Source organism: Paenibacillus sp. cl130 (assembly GCF_900116035.1).
GTDB lineage: Bacteria > Bacillota > Bacilli > Paenibacillales > Paenibacillaceae > Paenibacillus > Paenibacillus polymyxa_B.
This window is the reverse complement of the sequence record NZ_FOYG01000003.1, coordinates 132,932-154,553: the sequence shown is the minus strand read 5'-3', so window position 1 is coordinate 154,553 and position 21,622 is coordinate 132,932. Positions and strand designations below refer to the sequence as shown.

The window sequence follows — 21,622 nt, the reverse complement described above, 5'->3', positions numbered from 1 at the left end:
ATACATCTGGACTAATTGTCCACAGGATTGTCACAACAAACCTGATCTTTTGACAGACTGTCCAAAGGAGTTTACTCTATCAACAGGACCTGCCAAAAACTTGTTGTAAACATTGCAGTTATCCTAACTATTTGGCTCGAATTTGATAGAAAGATAAGGAAATATGATCATGTCTAATGTTTTAATTATTGAAGATGACAATATGTTGGGAGAGACCCTTTCCTTGTATTTAACAGGAGAAGACTACAACGTTACTCGAGTGGAACAAGCGTCTGAGGGTATTGCCCGGCTTGAGATCGTACAGCCCGATATTATTTTGCTGGATCTGCTGCTTCCAGATTTGGATGGGGTAAATCCCTGCCCACTCATACGCAAGCATACGGACGTGCCCATCATCGTGATTTCTACAGAAAACAACATATCAGAGCGTATTCGTACACTTACGTTGGGAGCAGATGATTATATTTGCAAGCCTTTTAGTATGCAAGAGCTAAAAGCACGGATGGAGGCTCTTTTCCGTCGTATTGAAATCACGCGCTTGCAAGGAAGAGGCAGAGCACCTGAACCTGAAACCGGCATTACTTTGGATCTAGCGAGAAGAATGATTACCGTTAACGGACAGAATGTGGAGACAACATATTCAGAATTTGAGCTCATGAAGCTTTTTTATTTGAACCGGGGAATTGTATTCAGCAGGTATGCTTTGATTCAGGCTCTCCGTGGCACAGACTCCTTTATTAATGAAAGGGCTGTGGACGTACATATTAACCATTTACGCAGAAAAATCGAAAAAGACCCTAAGAAACCGCAATTAATCAAGACCATCTGGGGAATCGGCTACAAATTTATGCAATAACACGGTCAGCTCCAGGGAAGTGATGACTTGATTTGGTTAATATCCTTCTGAACCGTGCTCAGATGCTTTTTCCAGTCTGGATACAGTGCTCCTGTTGAGGTTTCATTGCTGCGCTTCAATGCCTTTTCCAGCTCTATTACCTTTGCCAGCAACTCAGGCGCGCACAGGTTCCCCGTTCCTCCCTTAAGTGAGTGGATTAATCGAAGAGCAGAAGATAACTGCCCATTGTCCATTTTTCTCACAACTCTTTTATCGAGATACTGGTATTCCTGTATCCATTTATAAAGGGCAAATTGAAAAATATACACCTTGCCATCCATGCCTGCTATCGACTGCTCAGCGTGAATACCATGTAAATCTTGCAGCCACGCTAAATTAATCCAGCTAGTTAATACTCTAGCAGCGGTCAGTTCATGGACAGGCTTGAACAACACGGCATTAATACCAGCACGAAGACAAACTTCCTGTTCATGCTGCACAGCATCAGCGGTAAAAGCGATAATGGGAAGCCTGTTAAAAGCTTTGTTTCTCCGAATATGCCTCGCCGTCTCAAAACCATCCATCTCTGGCATATGCAAATCAAGCAGCACCATATCCCAGTAACGCAGTTCCAGTAACGCTATTAGTTCTCTTCCGTTCGTGACCATCGTTACCTCAAAGTTACGCTCTGCTAAAAACTCGGTAATCACCACCTGGTTAATTTCGTTATCCTCTGCTATGAGAATTTGATACTTCTGTGTTGTATCCCCTATCTCATTGTGGGAACTCATCGTCGCATGAGTCTCCAGAGTATTACCATCTGCTGGCACTGACTGTTCCTTCTTCCAGCAGAGAACCTCCAGCAGAGCGTTTCGGGTAACGGGCTTGGACAAAAAGGCATCCACACTATGATTCATGTCCCCTGCAGCTATTGTTTCCATCTGAAACACGGTTGTAAGTCCAATAATCTGAGTTATCTGCCTATCCAGCATTTGAAGCCACTGCCTCCGGGAGTCCAGTTCTCTCAAACCTTCCATCCCCATATCGATGATAACATAATCAAAATGCTCACCCTTTTGAAAAGCGTCCACACTTTCTTGGAAGGATGAATTAGTGAATGTTTTTAATCCCAAGTCTTGCAGTAGTTCGTTCAAGCTGTATCTCACCAGTTCATGCTGCGCAACAATTAAGGCTTTGCCTTTGATTTGTTTTTCTATTCGTGTGCTTCCTGCATTCAATTCCCCAGTTTCCAGCTCGACATTAAAGTAAAATTGACTGTACTCTCCTAATCGACTTTTCACCTCTACTTTCCCGCCCATAGCTTCAGCCAAATGCTTGCTAATGGCCAAACCCAGCCCAGAGCCCCCATATCTGCGGCTGGTTGATGTACTCGCCTGGATAAAAGGGACGAATAGCTTGTCTATACACGTCTCGGAAATTCCTATGCCCGTATCTTCTACCATAAAAGAAACGCCTACTCGCCCTTCCTGCTGACTTAGCATTTTTACCTGTAACAATACATGTCCCTGATCCGTAAACTTGATGGCGTTGGTCAGAAGATTTGAAAGCACCTGCTCCATTCGAAGAGGGTCTCCCTTAAAGCTTTTCGGTAACGCCGGGTCCGTTATAAATACGACCTCTATTTCCTTATCTTCAAGTAAAGTTCCAACGGTATCTGCGAGATGCCGAAGCATTTTTTCCGGCTCGAATTCTACCTTTTCCAGTTCCAGACTGCCGGCTTCCATTTTGGAAAAGTCCAATACGTTACTGAGCATGGATGAAAGGGTACGAGAGGAAGCGAGAAGCTTGTGGAGGTAATCTCTTTGAACGGCAGTCAGTTCAGTCTTATTTAACAGCTTTGACAGACCGATGATTCCATTCAGCGGGGTGCGAATTTCGTGACTCATATGAGCCAAAAAAGTGCTTTTCGCACGGTTAGCCTCGTCCATCTCCTTTCGCTTCTGCTCAGAGGCTTTATACTCTGTAATATCCAACACGTGACCGATAACATGCCTGGTATTCCCGTCCTCCCTAACCGGATGTAAGGTAATGAGAGCCGAATATTCCCAAAACTCCAATTCAAATACGGTCCGATCACCGAACCAGGCCTGTTTGTAGTATTGACTTAGCTGCTCCATCGTTTCAGAGGAAAGCTCCAAAATGTCCCCGAGACGCTTCACATGCTCCCTTTTATTGTAGTTGACTTGTAGATTCAGACCCACGCGCTCCAGCAATTCACCTTCAAGCAGCCTATAATAAAATTCATCACCACTTTTCTCCAGCCTAAAGGTAAAGCCAGGTTGAACCCGAAGTAAATTCAGCAGATCACGATCTTTGTCTAACAAACGTTGTCCATATGAATACTTAGCGGTGGTTAAAGCGTGCACAAACAGCGTCATGAACATTAGACCCATCCCCAGCTCCAGCACGCAGGTCAGCAGTGTTTTATCACTTATGCCAAAATATAAGAACAGAATTCCTGCCACTCCATAAAAAACACCTGTAATCGCCTGACGAACAAGCTGCCGCTGAAAAATCAAAACTAACAATAATATCAAGATAGCATATAGCACTAAATCTCGAACCAAGTGTTCGCCCCCTTATAATCTTCCATGTTTTGTGAGATATCGAAAATATAAAAAAACTCAGGACAGATTCCTTATGCCATAAGGCTTAAAGAACTGTCCCGAGCATTCATTGTACTATACATTCCATAGGGTTCAAGTTCATTTTAATATTTGAAACGACTGATCATTACCTTCAAATCAGCAGCCATCGTTGAAAGCAACTGTGCAGAAGCTGATATTTCCTCCATGGAAGCCAGTTGCTCTTGTGAGGAGGCAGCAACTTCCTCAGATGTGGCGGCATTACCGGTTGCAATCGTCGCCAGCTCGTTGGCTGTCGCTGCAATTTCTTGTACACTGGCTGATATTTGCTCTGCAATCGCAGCGACCTCCTCTACCTGAGGCGTTGTCTCTCGAATGCCTTCCATCGCATGACCTAGCTTGACAATGGTTGCTTTGGAAATCTGCAGTCCATCCTGCACCTCAGTCGTGACCCTGTCCATCGTCTTCACTGTTGTTTCGGTTTCATGCTGAATTTCGGCAATCAAGGTGGCAATCTGTGTGGCGGATGTCTGAGACTGCTCTGCCAGCTTACGCACCTCATCAGCAACGACGGCAAAGCCTTTTCCATGATCACCCGCTCTGGCTGCCTCAATAGCTGCATTCAATGCCAGCAGGTTTGTCTGATTGGAGATATCACCGATAACTTTCGTAATTTCACCGATTTCATGAGAGCGGGCTTGCAAGGTTTGAATCATCTGGTTGGAACGCTCTACTGATTGATGAATGGAATTCATTTGCTCGCCTGTCTGCTCAACAGACTTTCGTCCTTCCTCGGCTTGCAAGGCAGATCGTTTGGCCAAATCAGCTACCAAAATCGATCGTTCAGCAATTTGGGTGATCCCTTGTGCAATTTCATCCAGGGCCACCGAATTATTTTCCAGCCCTGTAGTCTGCTTCTCTGCACCACTGGCAATTTCTTGCACAGCCTGGGACACCTGCTCACTTGCAGCACTGGTTTGTTCCGCGCTTATTGTGAGTTCATTCGAAGAAATTGCGACATGATCTGCACTGTTCCCTACGTTCTGAATGACAGATCGCAGGTTATTCTGCATATTTTGAAAAGCCACTCCTAATTCTCCGATCTCGTCCTCGCTCTTTACTTGAATGTCCTGTGTTAGATCTCCGGCGCTCACATTTACCGCTTGTTCTTTTAACTTTAAAATCGGTTTGATGATGGAACGAATCAGGAAATAAACAATGATAATACCAATCACAAGACAACCGACGATGGTTAGTAAAGTGCTGATCAAAATCGGTCCTGCTGCTTCATCGACTTCAGACAAATACAGCGTTCCGCCTATCTTCCAGCCAGTCAGCTTGTTAGTCGCATAGTTCATATATTTGGGCTGGCCTTCATACTCATACTCGTATTCACCAGTATCGCTCTGAAACATGCGTGATTCAATATCTGTAATTTTGGTGCCTGCTTCCTTCGTCGGATGTACAATGTAGGTATGGTTGCTGTCCAGCAATATGGCATAACCTTCATGACCTACTTTAATATTGTTCAACGTCTCTTTAATACCACTAATTTTCAGGTCAATGCCAATAACACCCGATCCATCTGACGTTGCCCGGGACACCGTAACCGTCATTTGCTTCGAGCTTGCCGAAAGATAGGGGGAACTAATCGCTGTCTTTGCTTGCTCTTTTATCGCTTCATCGTACCAAGGTCTGACCCGTGGATCATAATTGTCCGGTAATTGCTTCTGTGGATAGGTTATAAATTTACCATCCTTCGTACCATAAGAGATGGATTCTGCTTCAGGATGAAGTGCAGCATATTGTTTGAAAAATTCTTCCAGTTTGGCCGCTTGTTCCTCCGTCTCTACCCGATTGCCTTTTAGTCTTTCTGCAAAATATTCTGCGTCATGTACCTTGGGTTCGATAGTACTATCAATAATAAAATTAGTGCGGATGATAGCCTGCTCGGCACTTTCTTCAATCTGGTTTCGAATCTGCTGACTGGCGCTCACAAACGACAAAGCCCCCACGATCATGGACGGTAAAATCAGAAAGGCAATAAAGGCGACCATTAGCTTCGTTTTAAAATTTTTGCTGAGCATCCTTGCGACTAGCCACTTTTTTCCCGATAACTTCTTCATTAATAAACATCTCCATTTCATTACCTAGATTTCCTAACCTATGGTGAACCTCTTCGTCTTGCCGATGATGACAATCACCCGACAGACTCTCTTTCACATTTTTCACATCTGCTGCTAAAACGCTTGGACATAAAAGATATAAACACGCTAGTTAAATAGGTATATGTACTTATTTTCGAAAACAGCAAGGCTGGTCGGAACCGGTTCTTTGATATAATATACCTAAAAAATATTAAAAAAAATGCGTAGCACATGTTAAGAAAATATTAGTTTCATTTCACTATACCTACCTCTTAACATGAAAATAATCCCCTTGAAGGTAGCAAACATAGGGTCATTTTCGATAATCACCATATGCTTACTACCCCCAAGGGGATTAGGTTTGATCGCTTTATTCCGTTCAATCCAACAACACCTTCAGATCTTCAAGCCTGGTAACAGGTGCCTGACAGGTAAAATGCTCACACACATATACGGCTGGTTTGCCTTCCACAAGATCGTAATCACGGATATAAGAAACCGTCTCTGCAATCTCCGACTGTCCTTCATCCTTCAAAATAACGACCGTATTCGGCCTGAACCCAGCTCGAACTGCCTGAATGAGCTGTACGGTCTGCAGATCGTCCCTATGACCTACAATCACAATCTCCTTCGTCGTTCCCGTCGCATACAACAACGCGCTGAGTAACGCGGAGTGGCCTGACGGGTAATGAGCAACCATACCGCCAAAAGCCTTAAACTGCTTGGCTGCATAGTTCTCTAATTGAGATTCACCCGTTAGCCGCGCAAGCCTCACAAAATTATAGGCCGCGATGCTGTTACCCGACGGAATCGCACCGTCATAGATTTCTTTAGGCTTGGCAATTAGCTGCTCACTATCTGACCCATAAAAGAATAATCCGTCCCGTTCCTCATCCCAGAACAAATCGATCATATTTTGATTGAGCGTCAACGCCCGTTGCAGATACTCTATATCGAAGGTCGCCTGGTATAACTCGATCAAGCCCCACACATAAAAAGCATAATCATCTACATAACCGGGATAAGCTGCTTCTCCGTCCCGATAACGTGCCAACAGCCGTCCGTTCTCCTGTCTCAAATGGTTCCACAAAAACGTCTCAGCCTTCCGAGCTTGCTCTGTATATCTCGTGTCTCCAAAAGCTTGTCCCGCCTTCGCCAGAGCAGCAATCATCAACCCGTTCCACGAGGTCAAAATCTTGTCATCCTTGTGAGGATGAACACGTTGCTCTCTGGCAGCAAACAGCTTGGCGCGTAGCTCACTAACCCGCTGCTCCAGTTCCTGCTCAGTCAAGTCATGCTTGATCCCATAGGCTTCCAGATTGATATCAATCAGGTTTGGAATGTTGTGGCCTTCAAAATTTCCGTAAGGTGTAATTCCATACAAATCGTTGAAAAAGGCGGCATCCTCATCGCCTAGTACAGCCCTTACCTCAGAGTCGTCCCAGACGTAGAATCTCCCCTCTTCTCCTTCGGAATCCGCATCCTCCGCCGAATAAAAGGCACCATCTGCATCCGTCATGTCTCTTGCGATATATGTAAAGATTTGTTCTGTAATCCGTCGGTACAGTTCCTTGCCTGTCACCTGCCAAGCCTCTGTATACGCGATGGCCAACAGAGCATTGTCATACAGCATTTTTTCAAAATGCGGCACCAACCATTTCTCGTCCACGGAGTATCGTGAGAACCCCATGCCTATATGGTCGTAGATTCCGCCCCGGGACATCGCATCCAGCGTCTTCTCTGCCATTTCCAGTGCCTGTTGATTTCCCGTATGCTGTGCATATCGCAGCAAAAAAGACAGGTTATGCGGAGAAGGAAACTTAGGAGCTTCCCCGAAGCCGCCATATTCCTTATCGAAGGTGTGGCTGAATTCATGGAAAGCTTTATTCAAACTCTGTTCATCCAGTTCACCGCGATAACCTGCAAGCAAGTCCTGCCGCTCATGCTCGGTAAGCACCTGCTCACTCAACTCCACCAGCTCTTCAGGCTGTTCTTTCCACCGGGTACCCACCTTGTCCAGCAGCTCCAACAGTCCGACACGGCCAAATTTCTGCTCCTTGGGCAAATACGTCCCCGCAAAAAAAGGCTTCTGATCCGGCGTCATCAATATCGTCAGTGGCCAGCCTCCATGCCCCGTCATCGTCTGGCAGATGGACATATAGATATGATCCACATCCGGACGTTCTTCACGATCCACCTTAATGGATACGTAATCCCTGTTTAATACCTCAGCTACTTCTTCATCCTCGAAAGATTCTCTCCCCATTACATGGCACCAATGGCAAGTGGAATAGCCGACAGATAGGAAAATAGGCTTGTTATTACGCTTAGCAGTTTCAAAAGCCTCATCTGACCAAGGGAACCAATTTACTGGATTGTGAGCATGCTGTAGCAAATAAGGTGATTTTTCCTTGGCTAGTCTATTCGGTTTGCTGCTCGTTGTCATGGGACATCACCACTTCCGTAGTTGGATTTTATGCTTGGTACTATTTTACCCTAAATGAATGGTAAAAGTCGGAAGGGATGAAAAAAGATAATATCAGATTAGAATATATCAGTATCCCTCTCCCTCACCGGCTCATCCAGCACGATCAACTTGAGTTTTAACGCAATCACCTTGGCGACATTGACACGCTGAGGTCGGAGCTTATTAGAGGAGTTTAACATTATACTCATTAGAACATCTCCAGAGCTTTCAGTAAGGCATATTCACTTGTTCTAGCCCCTTCTTTTGAAAAATGCGCATCCGGAAACGCGGGAGACATATGATGGTACCCGGGATAGACATGTAATTCCACTAAGACACCATCAATGGCCAGTTGTTTTGCAAAAACTAAGACCTCATCAATGAATAAATCAAGGGTACCTATATTTATATAAGTCGGTGGTAATCCGGCCAATGACTTAGCACGGGCCGGCACATAATACTCACTTACCTCCTCCTGACCCGGTTCATCCCCCAATACAGATTTCCAGCCAAAATAGTTGCTTTGTTTTGTCCAAATAAACTCTCCTGCGTATGGATGCTCTGGTGCGGTGCTTGTGCGATCATCTAGCATTGGCCTCATTAATCTTAGATGATGGATTTCGAATTCCTTCTGATCACGAATGTACAAGGCTAGGCCAGCCGCCAATCCGCCGCCAGCGCTGCTGCCCCCTACGGCAACTTTCTGAGTATCTATCCCTAACTCTTCCGCATGTTCAATACACCATTTTAGGCCCGAATAACAATCCTGTAACTGACTTGGCTGTACATGCTCTGGTGCTAGGCGATAGTACACAGATACACAACAAAAACCATGTTGTGAAGCAAGAGATGCATTAGCAGGACGATCCACGACTGGACTTCCTAAGACCATCCCGCCTCCGTGTATCGAATAATATAGAGGCATCTTATGATGCTTTGATTGTTTGGGCTTAATGATTTCTAATTGAATATCTGGACCCCTAAAATAGCTTGGCACAATCTTTTTTTCTAATGTAATAGGGAACATCTGCGTTACATCTATTTGTTGCATCATTTGAGATTGATTTTTACGTGCTTCCATTAGTGTAGATTCGGTAAGATCGGTTGTTGGTATTAAATCAACTGCACTGATAATTTCTGGATCAATCAGATGTCTACTTCTACTTTTTTGCTCCCTCATTGTAATCGTTTCCCCGCTTTCTTGTTTTAAAGACAATGAATCAATACATATTTCAATTGTTGCTGTCGTTTATATTCATATTTTAAAGATTAAAATAAGCTTTATAAATGAAAACAACGAGTTAGAATCATTTTTGGCATAAAAAAAGACGTGACGGATTGGTCGTTCACAGCGATCATCCGATCACGCCCTAAGCTCACCACGTTATGAGGCCAAAATTAAATTCATTTATGCGGGTAGAGTACCACGCCACTTTACAAACTAGGTATTTTTATGTGAATAAACTATTTTCTTAATGGTTTCGGTAGAGAGGAAAAACTCCTTAGCTAATTGCTCGATACTGCTGCTATTTTGAAAAGCATTTCTGATTGCGGCATTTCGCTGTTCAAGCAACCTTCTCCCGCCACTCAAACTGCCCCAATTCATATATTCCGTTTTTGGCTTGGGAATATACAGAGTCTCTCCTTGAACATATTTTTGAATTTCCATAATTAGTTTTTGAGGTAAAACTTTTGTAGCATTCGTATATTTCAATTTTGCTCGCCCCTTATTTTGATTCTTTAAAATAAGGTGCAAAGCCAAAAATATTAAAAAAGCTTGTTCAGCGTTAAAAATTGTTTCGCCCCATACAAAGTAACGCTTTCCTAATAATTGGCTTTGCATGAGTGTAAGAAGTCACAGACAATCCCAATAGATTCTCCATTAGTAGGCACCCCCTTTTACTTCGCAAGTATAGCATAACTTCTGCTCACCTGGGACCAGCTAAATGATATCAGTACAATCCAACCATTAAAATTGAGCTGATATATAACTGATCTTCATTCGTTTATGAGGTGTTGCCGGGACTTTTGTTTGCCCGACTCTTGTTATTTGCAAGCCGATGTTTTATATTGACATAAGAGAAGGTCAAAAATAAAAGAGGTGACGGACGAGATGTCTCCACGCACGAAGGAACAAAACGAAGAGATCCGGCTGCGGCGTCTGGCGCAAATCCGGAAAGCCGCTGCCGATGTGTTTTTGAATAAAGGGCCTTTACTGGAAATCCGCGATGTGGCTGTGCAGGCGGGACTCGGCTATGGCACGGTATACCATTATTACAGCAATAAGGGCAATTTGCTCCACGATCTGCTATGGGACGCGTTGGAGCGGGCCGGGGGATGGCTGGAGGCCCCGCGCGCTTCGGCTTCGGGGGAGGCGCCAACGGGCTGGCATTTCGGCTTGGCTGCTGCGGCGGACACCGGGAACTCGGCTGCCGCGGATTCCCAAAGCGAAAGCCGCGAACCGGCCGCTGCCGCAGAGCTTGGCCCCGTCGCCGTCGCCGGCATTCGGCTGCTGCAGCTTTGGGCGGAGGACCACGCCCTGTACCTGCTGCATAAGCTGGCCGGTGAGGGCTTTGCCTCGCTGCCTGAAGCGCGCTCGGCCCCGCTCTCGGCCGCCTTTCGCCGGGAGGTGCTCGCGCCGCTTGCCGCGCTGCTGGAAACCGGTCATGCGGTGGACGGGACTGCCGCTTCCGGCGGAAACGCGGCGGAGCCGCCGTATCCGCTACAGCGCGCGGAAATGCTGCTGGCCGCCTTGGTCGGCTGCGCCTCGCTTTCGCTTCGCCGCGGAAAGCTGCACGAGGAGGCCATGGATATCGCCCGGTTTTTAAAATTATAGAATTGATAAGGAGCGAATAGACAAAGATGATCATTCTAAAATCACCTAGGGAAATCGAAGAAATGAAGCCGGCGAGCCAAATCGTTGCGGACTGCTACCGCGAGGTGGCCAAACTGATCGAGCCTGGGATCACCACCCGGGAAATCAATGACTTTGTTGCCAGACACATCACCAAGCTGGGCGGCAAGCAGTTTACGAAAGGGTACAACGGTTTCCCCGCCGAAACCTGCATTTCGGTCAACGATGTGGTGGCCCACGGCATTCCTTCGAACCAGGCGCTTATGGACGGCGACTTGCTGAAGCTCGACATCGTCGTGGAATACGGCGGATGGTTTGGCGATTCGTGCTGGTGCTATGCGGTGGGCAATATCCGGCCGGAAGCGCAAAAATTAATGAAGGTGACAAAGGAATGCTTGGATCTGGGGATCGCCCGGGCACTCCCGGGGGGCCGGCTCGGCGACATAACGTCGGCGATTCAACAGCATGCGGAATCAAACGGGTTTTCGGTCGTACGCGATCTGCTGGCGCATGGGATCGGGCGGAGCCTGCACGAGGAGCCAAGCTACGAGCATATCGGCGTAGCCGGCAAAGGCATTCGGTTAAAGGAAGGCATGGTGTTTACGATTGAACCGATGATCAACCAAGGTACGTTCCGTATCACGATCGACGACGATCAGTGGACGGCGAGAACGGCCGACGGCAAGTTGTCAGCGCAATATGAGCATACGATCGCAGTTACGTCGGACGGACCACTGATTTTAACGGCCCAGTAAGCATAGAGGCGAACGGACGGCAATGCGTCATTTTAGGAAATAAGTCGCCAACCCGGCCTGCCTGGCTTGACGAAAGTTCGTAATCTGAAACGCGAAAAAGCGCTGGTTCCAGCCTGGGACCAGCGCTTTTTCTACATGGTTTGTAACTTTACCGATTTACGAAAAACCACATTGTTATGCGGTTTTTTATTATGACTTTGGTATCGTGTTACGGATTTACACTCTCTCTTGGCTAGCCTATCTTGCGTGTATTTTTTTCATTGCAAATCTTGCTATTGGCTGAGCAATCAATAGCTCAATCCAAAATGCTACACCAAAATTTCTAAACCAACTATGAAAGAAGTTCTGAAAAGGTTCTAGGCTTATTTGTTTCGTACCAACCCAAGTTCCTATAATGGTTAGAAGAACAGATAAGACCGTAACATTCAATAAAGTATTCAATAAAACTCTAGCATTAAATCCATCTGTTTGTCCTACGAATTTGGGTATCACTTTACCCACTAACGGTCCCGCAACCAATCTTACTAACAAAACAACGATAATCCACATAAACGGAATAATCTTTAGCGTTTCTAAATAATTTTCTTTACTAAAGCCGCGCTCCAATCCCATAATAATTGGGGCGATCGTGTTTACTGAAATAATTGAAATAATCAATAAAAATAATATACCTTCTTTTGCGTTTTGAGGCAGTCTTTCTTCCTTATACATATTGTTTCCCTCCGAAATAAAAATATTTCAGATGGTAGACGTATCATGCGACATATATTTTTGGTCATTAAAACTAGTACCAATATCTCTACACACTGATCTAACAATTATAACAACTTTTTTTAAACAAATAAAAGGGTTTCTAAAACATTTTTTTTCAGTTAATTGAACAAACTCCAGCTAACTTTAATTAGAGAAATCTGATAATCTAAGTTTATCAAAAGAGACATTAAGGAGTATATGAATCAGATGAGCAATTTTCTAAGTGAATTTGAGGAAAGATTTAGGGCAGGATTTTTGGATGATCTTAAAAGCATACTGGAAGAAGTGAAGAATGAGCGGGTTTACGCTTGTGCTTTTGGCACAGACAGCGATTCTATCACCTTGTTTCTTGCTGTTAATACGGAGGAATCACTTGTTAGACATATCACAAACATGAAAGCCCAAGGCCTGTGCAACAGCAAGGAAGATGAAAATTATTATAGATGGGGATTAAGCGAATATCAATATGGCGATACAACACATCTCAATCATATTAGCAAATTTCTGTATGCAACCGAAAATGTGTTTGACTATAAAGATGAAGTGATAAAAATTATGGCCAAGGTAGTTAAGGAAACAGACGATGTACTCTTTAATCAATTCGGCCAATCCAAAGAAGATATTATTTTTTTCGTGTCCATGACGGATGATGATATGGCCGAGGAACTGGAAAATCAGTCTGTAATTCAGATGACAAACGCCAAATTAGTTGATGACTTCTTGCATCGTTATCAATAGAAGTACAGTTTGAAATATTACAGGTAGATTGTTTTACCAGACAAATTCGCAATGTGCTTGTCCAATGCACCGATAGTATCCTCTTGATCTACACGGGGGCGTACTAGCTAAGCTGACACTTCCCCAATATAACTTTAAAATCTACATATCAATTCAATTTAAATGGGACCTCTATATCCTCGCCTATCTCGTTAATTGTATCCTCGATAATTTCTCGGATTTCTTCATTTAGATCTCTTTCTAAAGAGTCTTTCATTAAGTTGTAACTCATTTTTAAATTTAGATTAACAACAACGGATGAATAAACATCGACTATCTCCGAAGATGTATCATTCCATAATTTAAGTACAAAACGATCTACTCTTTTTCTGAACGAATCACTTAACAATTCATAGGTGTTAGCTCTCCTATCAGCAAATTCTGAAAAACATTCTAACATTTCAAGCGTATTAATCTTCTCTATATTTTCAATCGAATCCAAATAATGAATAAGATAGGATTCTAATTGTTCTTTAGACATATTATCTGGCAACTTTTTAATTTCATTCAAATTCATTGTTTACCTCCCAAAATCAACGGGTACCTGAAGTTAAAATTTGCCCGTTTAGCTTGTACTAGTCAGAAAACGGGCTGGTCGTCATGCGCAATGTTTGTTGGCAGGTCTAACTTTTTCACTGCATCAAGCAAAGGCTATTCTATAAAACACTGCTCCTTCACGTTAAAAGGGTTAGCTCTCAGGGTTCACTTTCTAATATAAAAAATTAAATATTATTCCTGAATGATAAACCCGATATTTCCGCACAGCCACCATGGACTCTTTGCCATTATTGGCTGTGCGCTGCCTCTGTTACTGCCCCGCATGATTTCACCCTGCTGCCTGTAATCCCGAACAATCTGTTCGTAAATTGGATTGGCTGAAACTTGTTTCATCAGAAACAACCACTATGATCAGCTCCGCATTTCTTTTCGCAAACTACGCCGCTATCATACTCATGGTATGGGAATCCGTTTGTTTTATTGTAGCGAGACTCCGGTGCAGCTTATGATTGACGATTCCGATCACCACGTCCGGCTCCATTTCATCCTGATGGGAGAGCATAACCATTGCTGCAATATCTCCCATCTGATATGCCGCCGTCAACGCTCTCAGAAAAGTTTTCGAGTTTTCACTTTCCGGTAAGGATAACTCTCCTTTGAGAAGATCTTCCCTGACTGCTCCAAGCGATTTTCGTGCCCGGTGGAGTGCAACTTTTACCGCTCCCTCCGTTGTTTCAAGCATGTCGGATGTTTCACGAATCGAATATCCAAACACATCTCGCAGCAAAAAAACAGTTCTCTGAAGCGGAGATAAATGATTCATTAAGGATTGCAACGCTATCTCGATTTCAAAAGATCCATGATCGGGTACAGTTACTTTCGCTTGGTCCCTATTCAATATCCGAGTGTAGACTGCTTTTCTCCGTATATCATCAATCCAGGTGTTCTTAGCAATCCGTAGCAAAAGCGCTTCGGGATTTGTATGCTCGAAGCTATTTAACTTACCTAATGCTTTTATCCAAGTGTCCTGAGCCAGTTCTTCCGCATCCCAATTTGATTTCGTAAGCGACAGACAGTAACGTTTCAGGACCGCCTGTAATTCCTCCAAGTTCTCGATGTTTATTATATTATCTGTCATTTGTATAGAATCATCTATGCGCATAGGTCCTCTCCTCCACGGTCTTATTCTGCCCTTTCCTAGAGCAAAGCCATTTGCTACCTCCAATGTAAACGAACAAGTGGTTGTAAAAGTTACACCATTTACGTAAATCGTTTTCCCATTGAAACCTCCGTATCTTTTTACGGCCTCGGTTCGTTTACAAGGAGAAATCAACTGGAAACAGGAAATTGGGGGTATAAAAAATGAGTGTTTATGTTCCTTATGTTGTCGAGCAAACCGCTCAAGGTGAAAGATCGTACGATATCTATTCCAGACTCTTAAAGGATCGTATTGTGTTTGTCGGGGCAGCCATCGATGATCATTTGGCTAACAGTATTATTGCTCAATTATTGTTCCTGGCGGCAGAAGATCCGGAAAAAGAAATTTACATGTATATCAACAGCCCGGGTGGCTCTACTTCCGCAGGATTTGCCATTTATGATACGATGCAGTACATCAAACCCGATGTGCACACGATATGTACGGGATTTGCTGCTTCGTTTGGCGCGATCCTTTTGCTGGCGGGCGCCAAAGGGAAACGTTCGGCGTTGCCGAACAGTGAAATCATGATCCATCAGCCGCACGGCGGCGCACAAGGTCAAGCTAGCGATATTGCGATCAGCGCAGAACGAATTTTATGGACTCGTGAAAAGGCAACCCGTATCACAGCTGAACGGACCGGGCAATCTTTTGAAAAAGTCGAAAAAGATATGGACCGGGATTTTTACATGTCCGCTCAAGAGGCACTGGAATATGGTGTTATTGATCAAGTGATAACTTCTTTGTAAAGATGCTCAAAACCTAATGATCTTCAAGAAACTTCAAGAAATAATACGAGGTGATATCATGTTAGCAAACTTACAAGGCAAGGAAGTAACTATTCATTTTATAGATGGGACAAATGTATGCGACGGGATATTGGATCAGATTGACGACAAGTTCGTTAAATACCTTACGCAATATCAGACGCTTGTTATTCCTATTACATCCATTCGCACCGTATCCATTGACATTAAGGAACGGCAACGCTATAGAGTTGGATTCGCCCCATGAACCTATTCTAGCATGGGTGGCAATTACATTGTACGGAGGCCCGATATTATGGAAATTTCACAGGGGGTAGAAATGCTTCAGCTAGATTTTCATGGGAATATGATTCACCCTATTCTTTTGTGGGATCAAGAAATGGCTGTTTTAATAGACACAGGACTCCCTGGGCAAATGGAAGATTTACGCGTGGCTATGGAAAAGGTAGGCGTGTCGTTTGACCAACTAAAAGCTGTGATTTTGACGCATCAAGATGTGGATCATATAGGAAGTCTTCCTGAGATTTTGCAGGAGTGTGGCAGTCATATTAAAGTCTATGCACACGAACTGGATAAGCCGTATATTCAGGGGGAGATCCCTCTTTTAAAAGATGGTCACCTTGTGAATCCCCCGAAGGGCAAAGTGGACGATACCTTAATAGATGGTCAGGAACTGCCGTTTTGCGGCAGGATTCGCGTCATCCATACGCCTGGGCATACTCCGGGTCATATCAGCCTTTATTTAAGGCAAAGTAAAACTCTTATTGCCGGGGATTCGATGTACAGTGTAAACGGGATTCTCGCGGGAATTCATGTCCCGACCACACCCGATATAAAAGTAGCTCATCTCTCATTAAAAAAGTATTTGGATCTCGACATTGCATCCGTAGTTTGTTATCACGGGGGATTAAGTAATGTACATGTGAATGATCAGATATTAGGACTTACCCAAGGATTATAAAGTTAAAGTTCCGGTAAGTTATCTTTGGTGAAACAATGTTGTGAACGAGAAGATTATTTAAAATAACACTTTGTTAATTCGTGATTGAACTTTAACAAAGTGTTATTTTGCATTTCACAAAATAGATCTTCATTGTTTATTCCTGCAACCCATACTCCACGTGTGCTAACTTGTATATAGATCAGACTTTAACTGATTAAAAATATATTCTTGCATTTGATCTAAAAGAAGAATGATGTTAGCATCTTTGCCATTTTTCAAGACCCACTGAATAGACATCATTGAGTTAGCAGCATATAGTTCTGCTAAATACTCTAATGCGATCGAAGTTGAAGAATTCTGTTGCTTTAAATAATCTAAGCAAGTCCTAAACAAAATTTGTTCAAATTCCTTACGTAGATCTGCTGTTACTTCATGAACGGCTAACAATGTTGAAATTTCGAGCTTATTTTTAATCATTTTATCGGTTACAAGTTCTATGGCATTTGCCACCTTACCATCTTCGATGGGATCAAAACGCTGCTCAATTTCAACTTTAAAATCAGAAGCATACTGTTTAACTATTTTTTCTAGCAAGTCGTACTTATCCAAATAATGACTATAAAAGGTAGAACGTCCGATAAGAGATTGATCACAGATTTTTTTGATCGTAATTTCTTTAAAATGATTTTGTTGGAGTAATTCTATTAAAGCTCGCTCAATAGCTATTTTTGTTTTATAAATTCTGATATCTTCATTCATTCAACCACTTGCTCCTTATGTGTAAGTTTTCGAACACTTCATATATAACATGTAAGACATCTTACAGATTATGCGATACTAATTATTTTTTATGTAGTAACTATACTCTATAGTAAGCACATACCCAAATTGAAGGAGGAAAATATATGTTTAAATCCTATGTCAATAATGAACAATTCAATCTTCAAATTAATCGTTTTATCAATGATTATTATCAAGAAGATGATCAATACGTACCTATTAGCCGACTCGCACAAATCCAACAAGAATTAATCAATGCTGCGTCCATTACACCAAAGTATTTACTAAAGAAACAGGTGGTAGCAGGTCACAGGGAGTTAGCATTTAATGAAATGAAGAAATTCATATAACAACTGTAAAAATATATTGTTCGTACGCAACATGCCCATCAAAATCGTAGTTCCATAGCTTCAATCGTTATTATCCAATCAAAGCAGATGTTTTTTCAACAACGTCCATTCGCTCTCATTAATGCCCGATCCTTTTCTTTTAATCGCGGACATGCGTAACAGTAACCAAATTCACGATCCAAGCAATAAGCCAGGCAACAAGCTGTTTTCACTAACATTTTTTGATCAGGGATATTTGGGTGTTCAATGAAATTTGGTTTAACATTAAACGGGTTATTACGGAGTCCGAACGCACTAGCATCGACATCGTGTGTGAGCAATTTGAAAAAAGAAATGATCCTGGTTCTACTTTCTTCATCAGACGCTTCGGCCAACTCTTCTTCCATTTGAGCATACAACGCATTAACGATTTGTCCCCATAATGGAATAGCGTTTATGGGGGCCAGTTGGGACAAAAGTTGGATTATAGGCGTTACCTGTTCCCTGTAAAAGGAATCAAGCGATTTCTTCTCCCCCTCATCCCAGTCCATTATCGAAATTTGGTTAAATCGCACTTCGTTGATTTTAAATGAAAAAAGCGGATAGCCGTCAACTACATATAATTGTACGGATAAATTAGATAATGATAAATCCAACAGCAACACGTTGCCTTGATACAGCATGTGCTGCATCGCACCGCATACCCCGGCGTACCAGCTAATAAAAAAAGCTGCTGCTGCTGAACGTTCTTTAGCTTTGATGAGCGTGCCGTATGTGTCGATTAAGTGATTCATATTTTCAACTTTTAATAGATCAAATGCAGGGATGGTAAGCACGGTTTTATCGAGCTCATTCAAAGTAAGGAAAAATTTTTCTTCCAAATGTTGAAAATCAACCGTGCCCATAGCATACACTCCCATTATTGTTCTCTATTTTTCAAAAGCATGAACGACATCGTTAATAGCATGAAGATCTGCCAATGGAGACATGCCAAGACTAAACCATTCCTTGCCTCCCATCATGTGAACCTGTTTTTTTTTCACGGCTGTCATGTTTTTCCATAAAGAGCTGTTCAGCATTTCCTCATATCTATTCCGAACTTCTTGACTGGAGTCATCATCTAACTGCAAAATGATATGGTCAGGATTATATTCCGGTATTTTTTCCAATGAAATGGATAGACTTAGCTCACCCTGTGGATATTCTTTAATCGGCTTTAGACCTAATGTCTTATGGATGAAGATTCCCCGATCACTATTTTCTCCGTAAATAACGATCTCCTTCGCCATAATCATCATGTACATGACTGTCTCGTCACCAACTAGAGAATGAAGTTTCTCCTTCGCTTCAGTTTCTTTCGTTTGCAAATCCTGAATGACCTTTTCAGCCTGTTCCACTTTGCCTAGAACCTTGCCAATATCCCGTAACTCATCACGCCAATCATCCCGCTGCGGTAAAAGCACCGTTGGTGCAATTTTGGAAAGCTGAGCATAATCCTTATCGGACCACCACGTAGGGGCAATAATTAAATCCGGCTTAGAGGCCAGAATAGCTTCAAAATTAGGAGTTTGGGCAATTCCCATCTTCAGTGTATCTTTAAACGGTTCCTTTAAATAGGATGGGAAATCCGGATGATAGTTTTGTACCGCAACAGGCGTAACGCCAAGTGCATATAACAACTCTGGGTAAACAACAGAGAGTCCAATGACCCTTTTGGGCTCCGTTGGAATACTAAGGTCCCCTTTTAAAGTTGAAATAACGTGCTGCTCAGCAGTGGCTCCTTTATTCGCTTTTTCAGAATTGCTAGCTGTGTTTCCTGCATTATTGGCTCCACAAGCAGTACTTACAATGACGAACAATACGATAATTAAACCTGCGATTATATGTCGTTGTTGCTTCATTCTTCGGTGGTCCTCCTGATCATTTGATTTATTTATGACAACCTCTAATTAAAATTGATTATCATTATCATATATTAGGAGTATAGATGAATTTATAATTTCGGAATATTGACGATAGCGACTTTTTTTCATGCACGATCCCGCCAAATCTTTAAAACTTCATCCAGCATAAGCTCATGAGTGAAAGCCGTATATTCTACCCAAGGATATGAGGGAAGGAAGTCCACCCGGCTGTTCCTGACAGCTTTCAAATCACTCCATAGCTTAGAATTCATGAGTGTTTGCCAACTTAATTGTGACTGAATGTCCTCGTCTACGATGAGCAATAAACGATCTGGATCAAAATTCGCTAGTTGGTCAGGCGTTATCTGCTGATTTTGACTCAAAAGATCGACACCTTGCACAGGCAGAACATGCAGATCATCGTAAAATACTGTGCCTAGGCTTCTACTGCCCAAAACATTGTAACGATCACCGGTGATTCTCAGAATGAGGAGACGATCATCCTTGAATACATGTTTCACTTGCTCTCTTACAAAAAGAGCCCTTCGATCATATTTTTCAAGCCAAGTCTCGGCTGCTACGGTCTTGTCCAGAAATTTCCCAATTAAGCGCAAATGCGTACGCCAATCGTTCTTCACCCAGGGTACAAAAAATGCAGGTGCAATTTTCCTCAGCATTTCCTGTTCCTCAGGAGATACCAGAGTGTCGATACCAACAATAAAATCGGGTTCAGCAAGTCGAATTTCTTCTCTCTTGATCCATTGATTTGAACTTAGAGGAAGCACGGCATCCATGTGATACTTTCGCTTGTAATAACCAGTCCATGGGTGATCGGCTGCTGCGGCGAAAGGATTAATTTGAAGCGCAATCAATTGTCCAATGTTGGGGAAATCGTAGGCGACTATTTTTTTTCTGCTGTTCTGCATAAATGCCGCTGGAGGCACGCCCGATACCTGTTTAAATTTGCGCCGAAAATAAGTATCGTCATGGTAACCTACATGTCGTGCAATATCTCGAAGACGATTTTGCCCACCCGACCTCATCAGCTGTTGTGCCTGCTCGATTCGGAACACTGCCAAATAGTCGATCGCGCTGCAGCCATACCTTTTTTTGAATAATCGCATAAAATGACGGGTACTCATTCCCCCCACCTTGGCCAAGTGATCGATTGTCAGTTCTTTCTGGTAATGCTGCTCTATATAGCCTTTGATATAGTCTAGGGCTGTTTCCGAATCGTTTCCTTGTTCAAGATGGGCATCTTGCAAGATGGTATGCAGCAGTTCTTGAAAGAGAATTTGCCCGCGAAATCGTTTTAAATGATCCTCATCCTGCAAGTATTGGTTAATGGTATCGCACAACGTATTAACAGAAACAGGCGACGTAACGATAACTTCCCCTTTAGCCGGAAACGGGCTGTTCTTCTTAATAATCTGCATCGAATGGGCTGAAGATACCTCATCGTCCATAACATCAAATCGAAGATAATAAAACCCTCGTTCATCAAAGGAGTGCGCGGCTGCTTCGATGAGTTCTCCTGGCGTACACACGTAAACGCTGCCCTGTCGAAGTTCGATGAATTGCCCATCAATCGTTAGCCAGCCTTGACCGCTTGCCGCAACAAGAATCATGTGGGATTCGATAAACTGAAGTCTTAGCTCCCAATCATTTGCTTGATTCTTGATATGCTCAATTTCTCGTAGCTTGAAACACATCCCTTCGAGGGGTGCATATTCTTTATGTTTAAAGTTCTTTTCTATCTCAACCAAGTAATCTCACCGCCCTCATACTAGCTAAAACATTTAACCTTGATACAAGTCAGACTTTAACTGATTAATAATATATTCTTGCATTTGATCTAAAAGAAAAATGATGTTCGCATCTTTGCCATTTTTCAAAACCCACTGAATAGACATCAAGCATACTGTTTAACTATTTTTTCTAGCAAGTCGTACTTATCCAAATAATGACTATAAAAGGTAGAACGTCCGATAAGAGATTGATCACAGATT

22 protein-coding genes are annotated in these 21,622 nt (G+C 43.0%); 8 read left to right on the top strand and 14 right to left on the bottom strand.

Annotated elements, in window-relative coordinates; all coding sequences use genetic code 11:
• Positions 1-169 precede the first annotated feature (169 nt).
• Complete coding sequence (locus BM358_RS10090; RefSeq protein WP_023988534.1) at positions 170-856, top strand: response regulator transcription factor; 687 nt, start codon at positions 170-172, stop codon at positions 854-856.
• 5 nt (positions 857-861) lie between these two features.
• Here the strand turns inward: BM358_RS10090 and BM358_RS10085 are convergent, their stop codons facing one another.
• The 6 genes from BM358_RS10085 to BM358_RS10065 form a co-directional block, all read right to left on the bottom strand.
• On the bottom strand, positions 862-3,423 hold the full coding sequence (locus tag BM358_RS10085) for a hybrid sensor histidine kinase/response regulator (RefSeq protein WP_028541335.1): 2,562 nt from the start codon (positions 3,421-3,423) through the stop codon (positions 862-864).
• A 143-nt stretch (positions 3,424-3,566) separates the two neighbouring features.
• On the bottom strand, positions 3,567-5,567 hold the full coding sequence (locus tag BM358_RS10080; protein WP_023988532.1) for a methyl-accepting chemotaxis protein: 2,001 nt from the start codon (positions 5,565-5,567) through the stop codon (positions 3,567-3,569).
• 400 nt (positions 5,568-5,967) lie between these two features.
• A complete protein-coding gene (locus tag BM358_RS10075; RefSeq protein ID WP_028541336.1) occupies positions 5,968-8,034 on the bottom strand; it encodes a thioredoxin domain-containing protein in 2,067 nt (688 codons plus the stop codon).
• Between the two features lie 98 nt (positions 8,035-8,132).
• Positions 8,133-8,264 carry a hypothetical protein gene (locus BM358_RS26770; RefSeq protein ID WP_256253353.1) on the bottom strand — a complete coding sequence of 44 codons (132 nt, stop codon included), beginning with the start codon at positions 8,262-8,264 and terminating at the stop codon, positions 8,133-8,135.
• Positions 8,264-9,235 carry an alpha/beta hydrolase fold domain-containing protein gene (locus BM358_RS10070; protein ID WP_028541337.1) on the bottom strand — a complete coding sequence of 324 codons (972 nt, stop codon included), beginning with the start codon at positions 9,233-9,235 and terminating at the stop codon, positions 8,264-8,266. Before BM358_RS10070 ends, BM358_RS26770 begins: the two co-directional genes overlap by 1 nt.
• Positions 9,236-9,496: 261 nt before the next feature.
• Positions 9,497-9,769: a CD3324 family protein gene (locus tag BM358_RS10065; RefSeq protein WP_028541338.1), complete on the bottom strand. Its 273-nt coding sequence runs from the start codon at positions 9,767-9,769 to the stop codon at positions 9,497-9,499.
• Between the two features lie 399 nt (positions 9,770-10,168).
• Between BM358_RS10065 and BM358_RS10060 the strand changes: the two genes are divergently transcribed.
• A complete protein-coding gene (locus BM358_RS10060; RefSeq protein ID WP_028541339.1) occupies positions 10,169-10,891 on the top strand; it encodes a TetR/AcrR family transcriptional regulator in 723 nt (240 codons plus the stop codon).
• Between the two features lie 26 nt (positions 10,892-10,917).
• Positions 10,918-11,664, top strand: coding sequence for a type I methionyl aminopeptidase (gene map, locus BM358_RS10055; RefSeq protein WP_023988527.1), 747 nt, complete (start codon positions 10,918-10,920; stop codon positions 11,662-11,664).
• A 237-nt stretch (positions 11,665-11,901) separates the two neighbouring features.
• Here map and BM358_RS10050 read toward each other — a convergent pair whose 3' ends face one another.
• Entirely contained in the window at positions 11,902-12,375 is a 474-nt protein-coding gene (locus BM358_RS10050) for a DUF2798 domain-containing protein (protein ID WP_028541340.1), read from the bottom strand.
• Positions 12,376-12,624: 249 nt separating this feature from the next.
• Here BM358_RS10050 and BM358_RS10045 point away from each other — a divergent pair, with 249 nt between their 5' ends.
• Complete coding sequence (locus BM358_RS10045) at positions 12,625-13,155, top strand: DUF4303 domain-containing protein (RefSeq protein ID WP_028541341.1); 531 nt, start codon at positions 12,625-12,627, stop codon at positions 13,153-13,155.
• A 148-nt stretch (positions 13,156-13,303) separates the two neighbouring features.
• On the opposite strand, the gene BM358_RS10040 is transcribed toward BM358_RS10045, so the two are convergent.
• From BM358_RS10040 to BM358_RS10035, 3 genes are all read right to left on the bottom strand, one after another.
• On the bottom strand, positions 13,304-13,711 hold the full coding sequence (locus BM358_RS10040) for a hypothetical protein (RefSeq protein ID WP_028541342.1): 408 nt from the start codon (positions 13,709-13,711) through the stop codon (positions 13,304-13,306).
• Between the two features lie 212 nt (positions 13,712-13,923).
• A complete protein-coding gene (locus BM358_RS26425) occupies positions 13,924-14,085 on the bottom strand; it encodes a hypothetical protein (RefSeq protein WP_155252341.1) in 162 nt (53 codons plus the stop codon).
• A gap of 43 nt (positions 14,086-14,128) precedes the next feature.
• Entirely contained in the window at positions 14,129-14,854 is a 726-nt protein-coding gene (locus BM358_RS10035; protein ID WP_028541343.1) for an RNA polymerase sigma factor, read from the bottom strand.
• A gap of 200 nt (positions 14,855-15,054) precedes the next feature.
• Between BM358_RS10035 and clpP the strand changes: the two genes are divergently transcribed.
• The 3 genes from clpP to BM358_RS10020 are packed head-to-tail and all read left to right on the top strand — an operon-like array spanning position 15,055 to position 16,618.
• Entirely contained in the window at positions 15,055-15,639 is a 585-nt protein-coding gene (gene clpP / locus BM358_RS10030) for an ATP-dependent Clp endopeptidase proteolytic subunit ClpP (RefSeq protein WP_028541344.1), read from the top strand.
• 58 nt (positions 15,640-15,697) lie between these two features.
• Positions 15,698-15,904, top strand: coding sequence for a hypothetical protein (locus BM358_RS10025; protein WP_028541345.1), 207 nt, complete (start codon positions 15,698-15,700; stop codon positions 15,902-15,904).
• Positions 15,905-15,952: 48 nt separating this feature from the next.
• Complete coding sequence (locus tag BM358_RS10020) at positions 15,953-16,618, top strand: MBL fold metallo-hydrolase (protein WP_028541346.1); 666 nt, start codon at positions 15,953-15,955, stop codon at positions 16,616-16,618.
• A 165-nt stretch (positions 16,619-16,783) separates the two neighbouring features.
• On the opposite strand, the gene BM358_RS10015 is transcribed toward BM358_RS10020, so the two are convergent.
• On the bottom strand, positions 16,784-17,359 hold the full coding sequence (locus BM358_RS10015) for a TetR/AcrR family transcriptional regulator (RefSeq protein WP_028541347.1): 576 nt from the start codon (positions 17,357-17,359) through the stop codon (positions 16,784-16,786).
• Positions 17,360-17,505: 146 nt separating this feature from the next.
• On the opposite strand from BM358_RS10015, the gene BM358_RS10010 reads away from it, so the two are divergent.
• Positions 17,506-17,730 carry a hypothetical protein gene (locus BM358_RS10010; protein WP_028541348.1) on the top strand — a complete coding sequence of 75 codons (225 nt, stop codon included), beginning with the start codon at positions 17,506-17,508 and terminating at the stop codon, positions 17,728-17,730.
• Between the two features lie 95 nt (positions 17,731-17,825).
• Here BM358_RS10010 and BM358_RS10005 read toward each other — a convergent pair whose 3' ends face one another.
• From BM358_RS10005 to BM358_RS09995, 3 genes are all read right to left on the bottom strand, one after another.
• On the bottom strand, positions 17,826-18,614 hold the full coding sequence (locus BM358_RS10005) for a hypothetical protein (protein ID WP_028541349.1): 789 nt from the start codon (positions 18,612-18,614) through the stop codon (positions 17,826-17,828).
• Positions 18,615-18,638: 24 nt separating this feature from the next.
• Positions 18,639-19,610: an ABC transporter substrate-binding protein gene (locus BM358_RS10000; RefSeq protein WP_023988518.1), complete on the bottom strand. Its 972-nt coding sequence runs from the start codon at positions 19,608-19,610 to the stop codon at positions 18,639-18,641.
• A 128-nt stretch (positions 19,611-19,738) separates the two neighbouring features.
• A complete protein-coding gene (locus tag BM358_RS09995) occupies positions 19,739-21,379 on the bottom strand; it encodes a helix-turn-helix domain-containing protein (protein WP_049828401.1) in 1,641 nt (546 codons plus the stop codon).
• Positions 21,380-21,622: the final 243 nt, after the last annotated feature.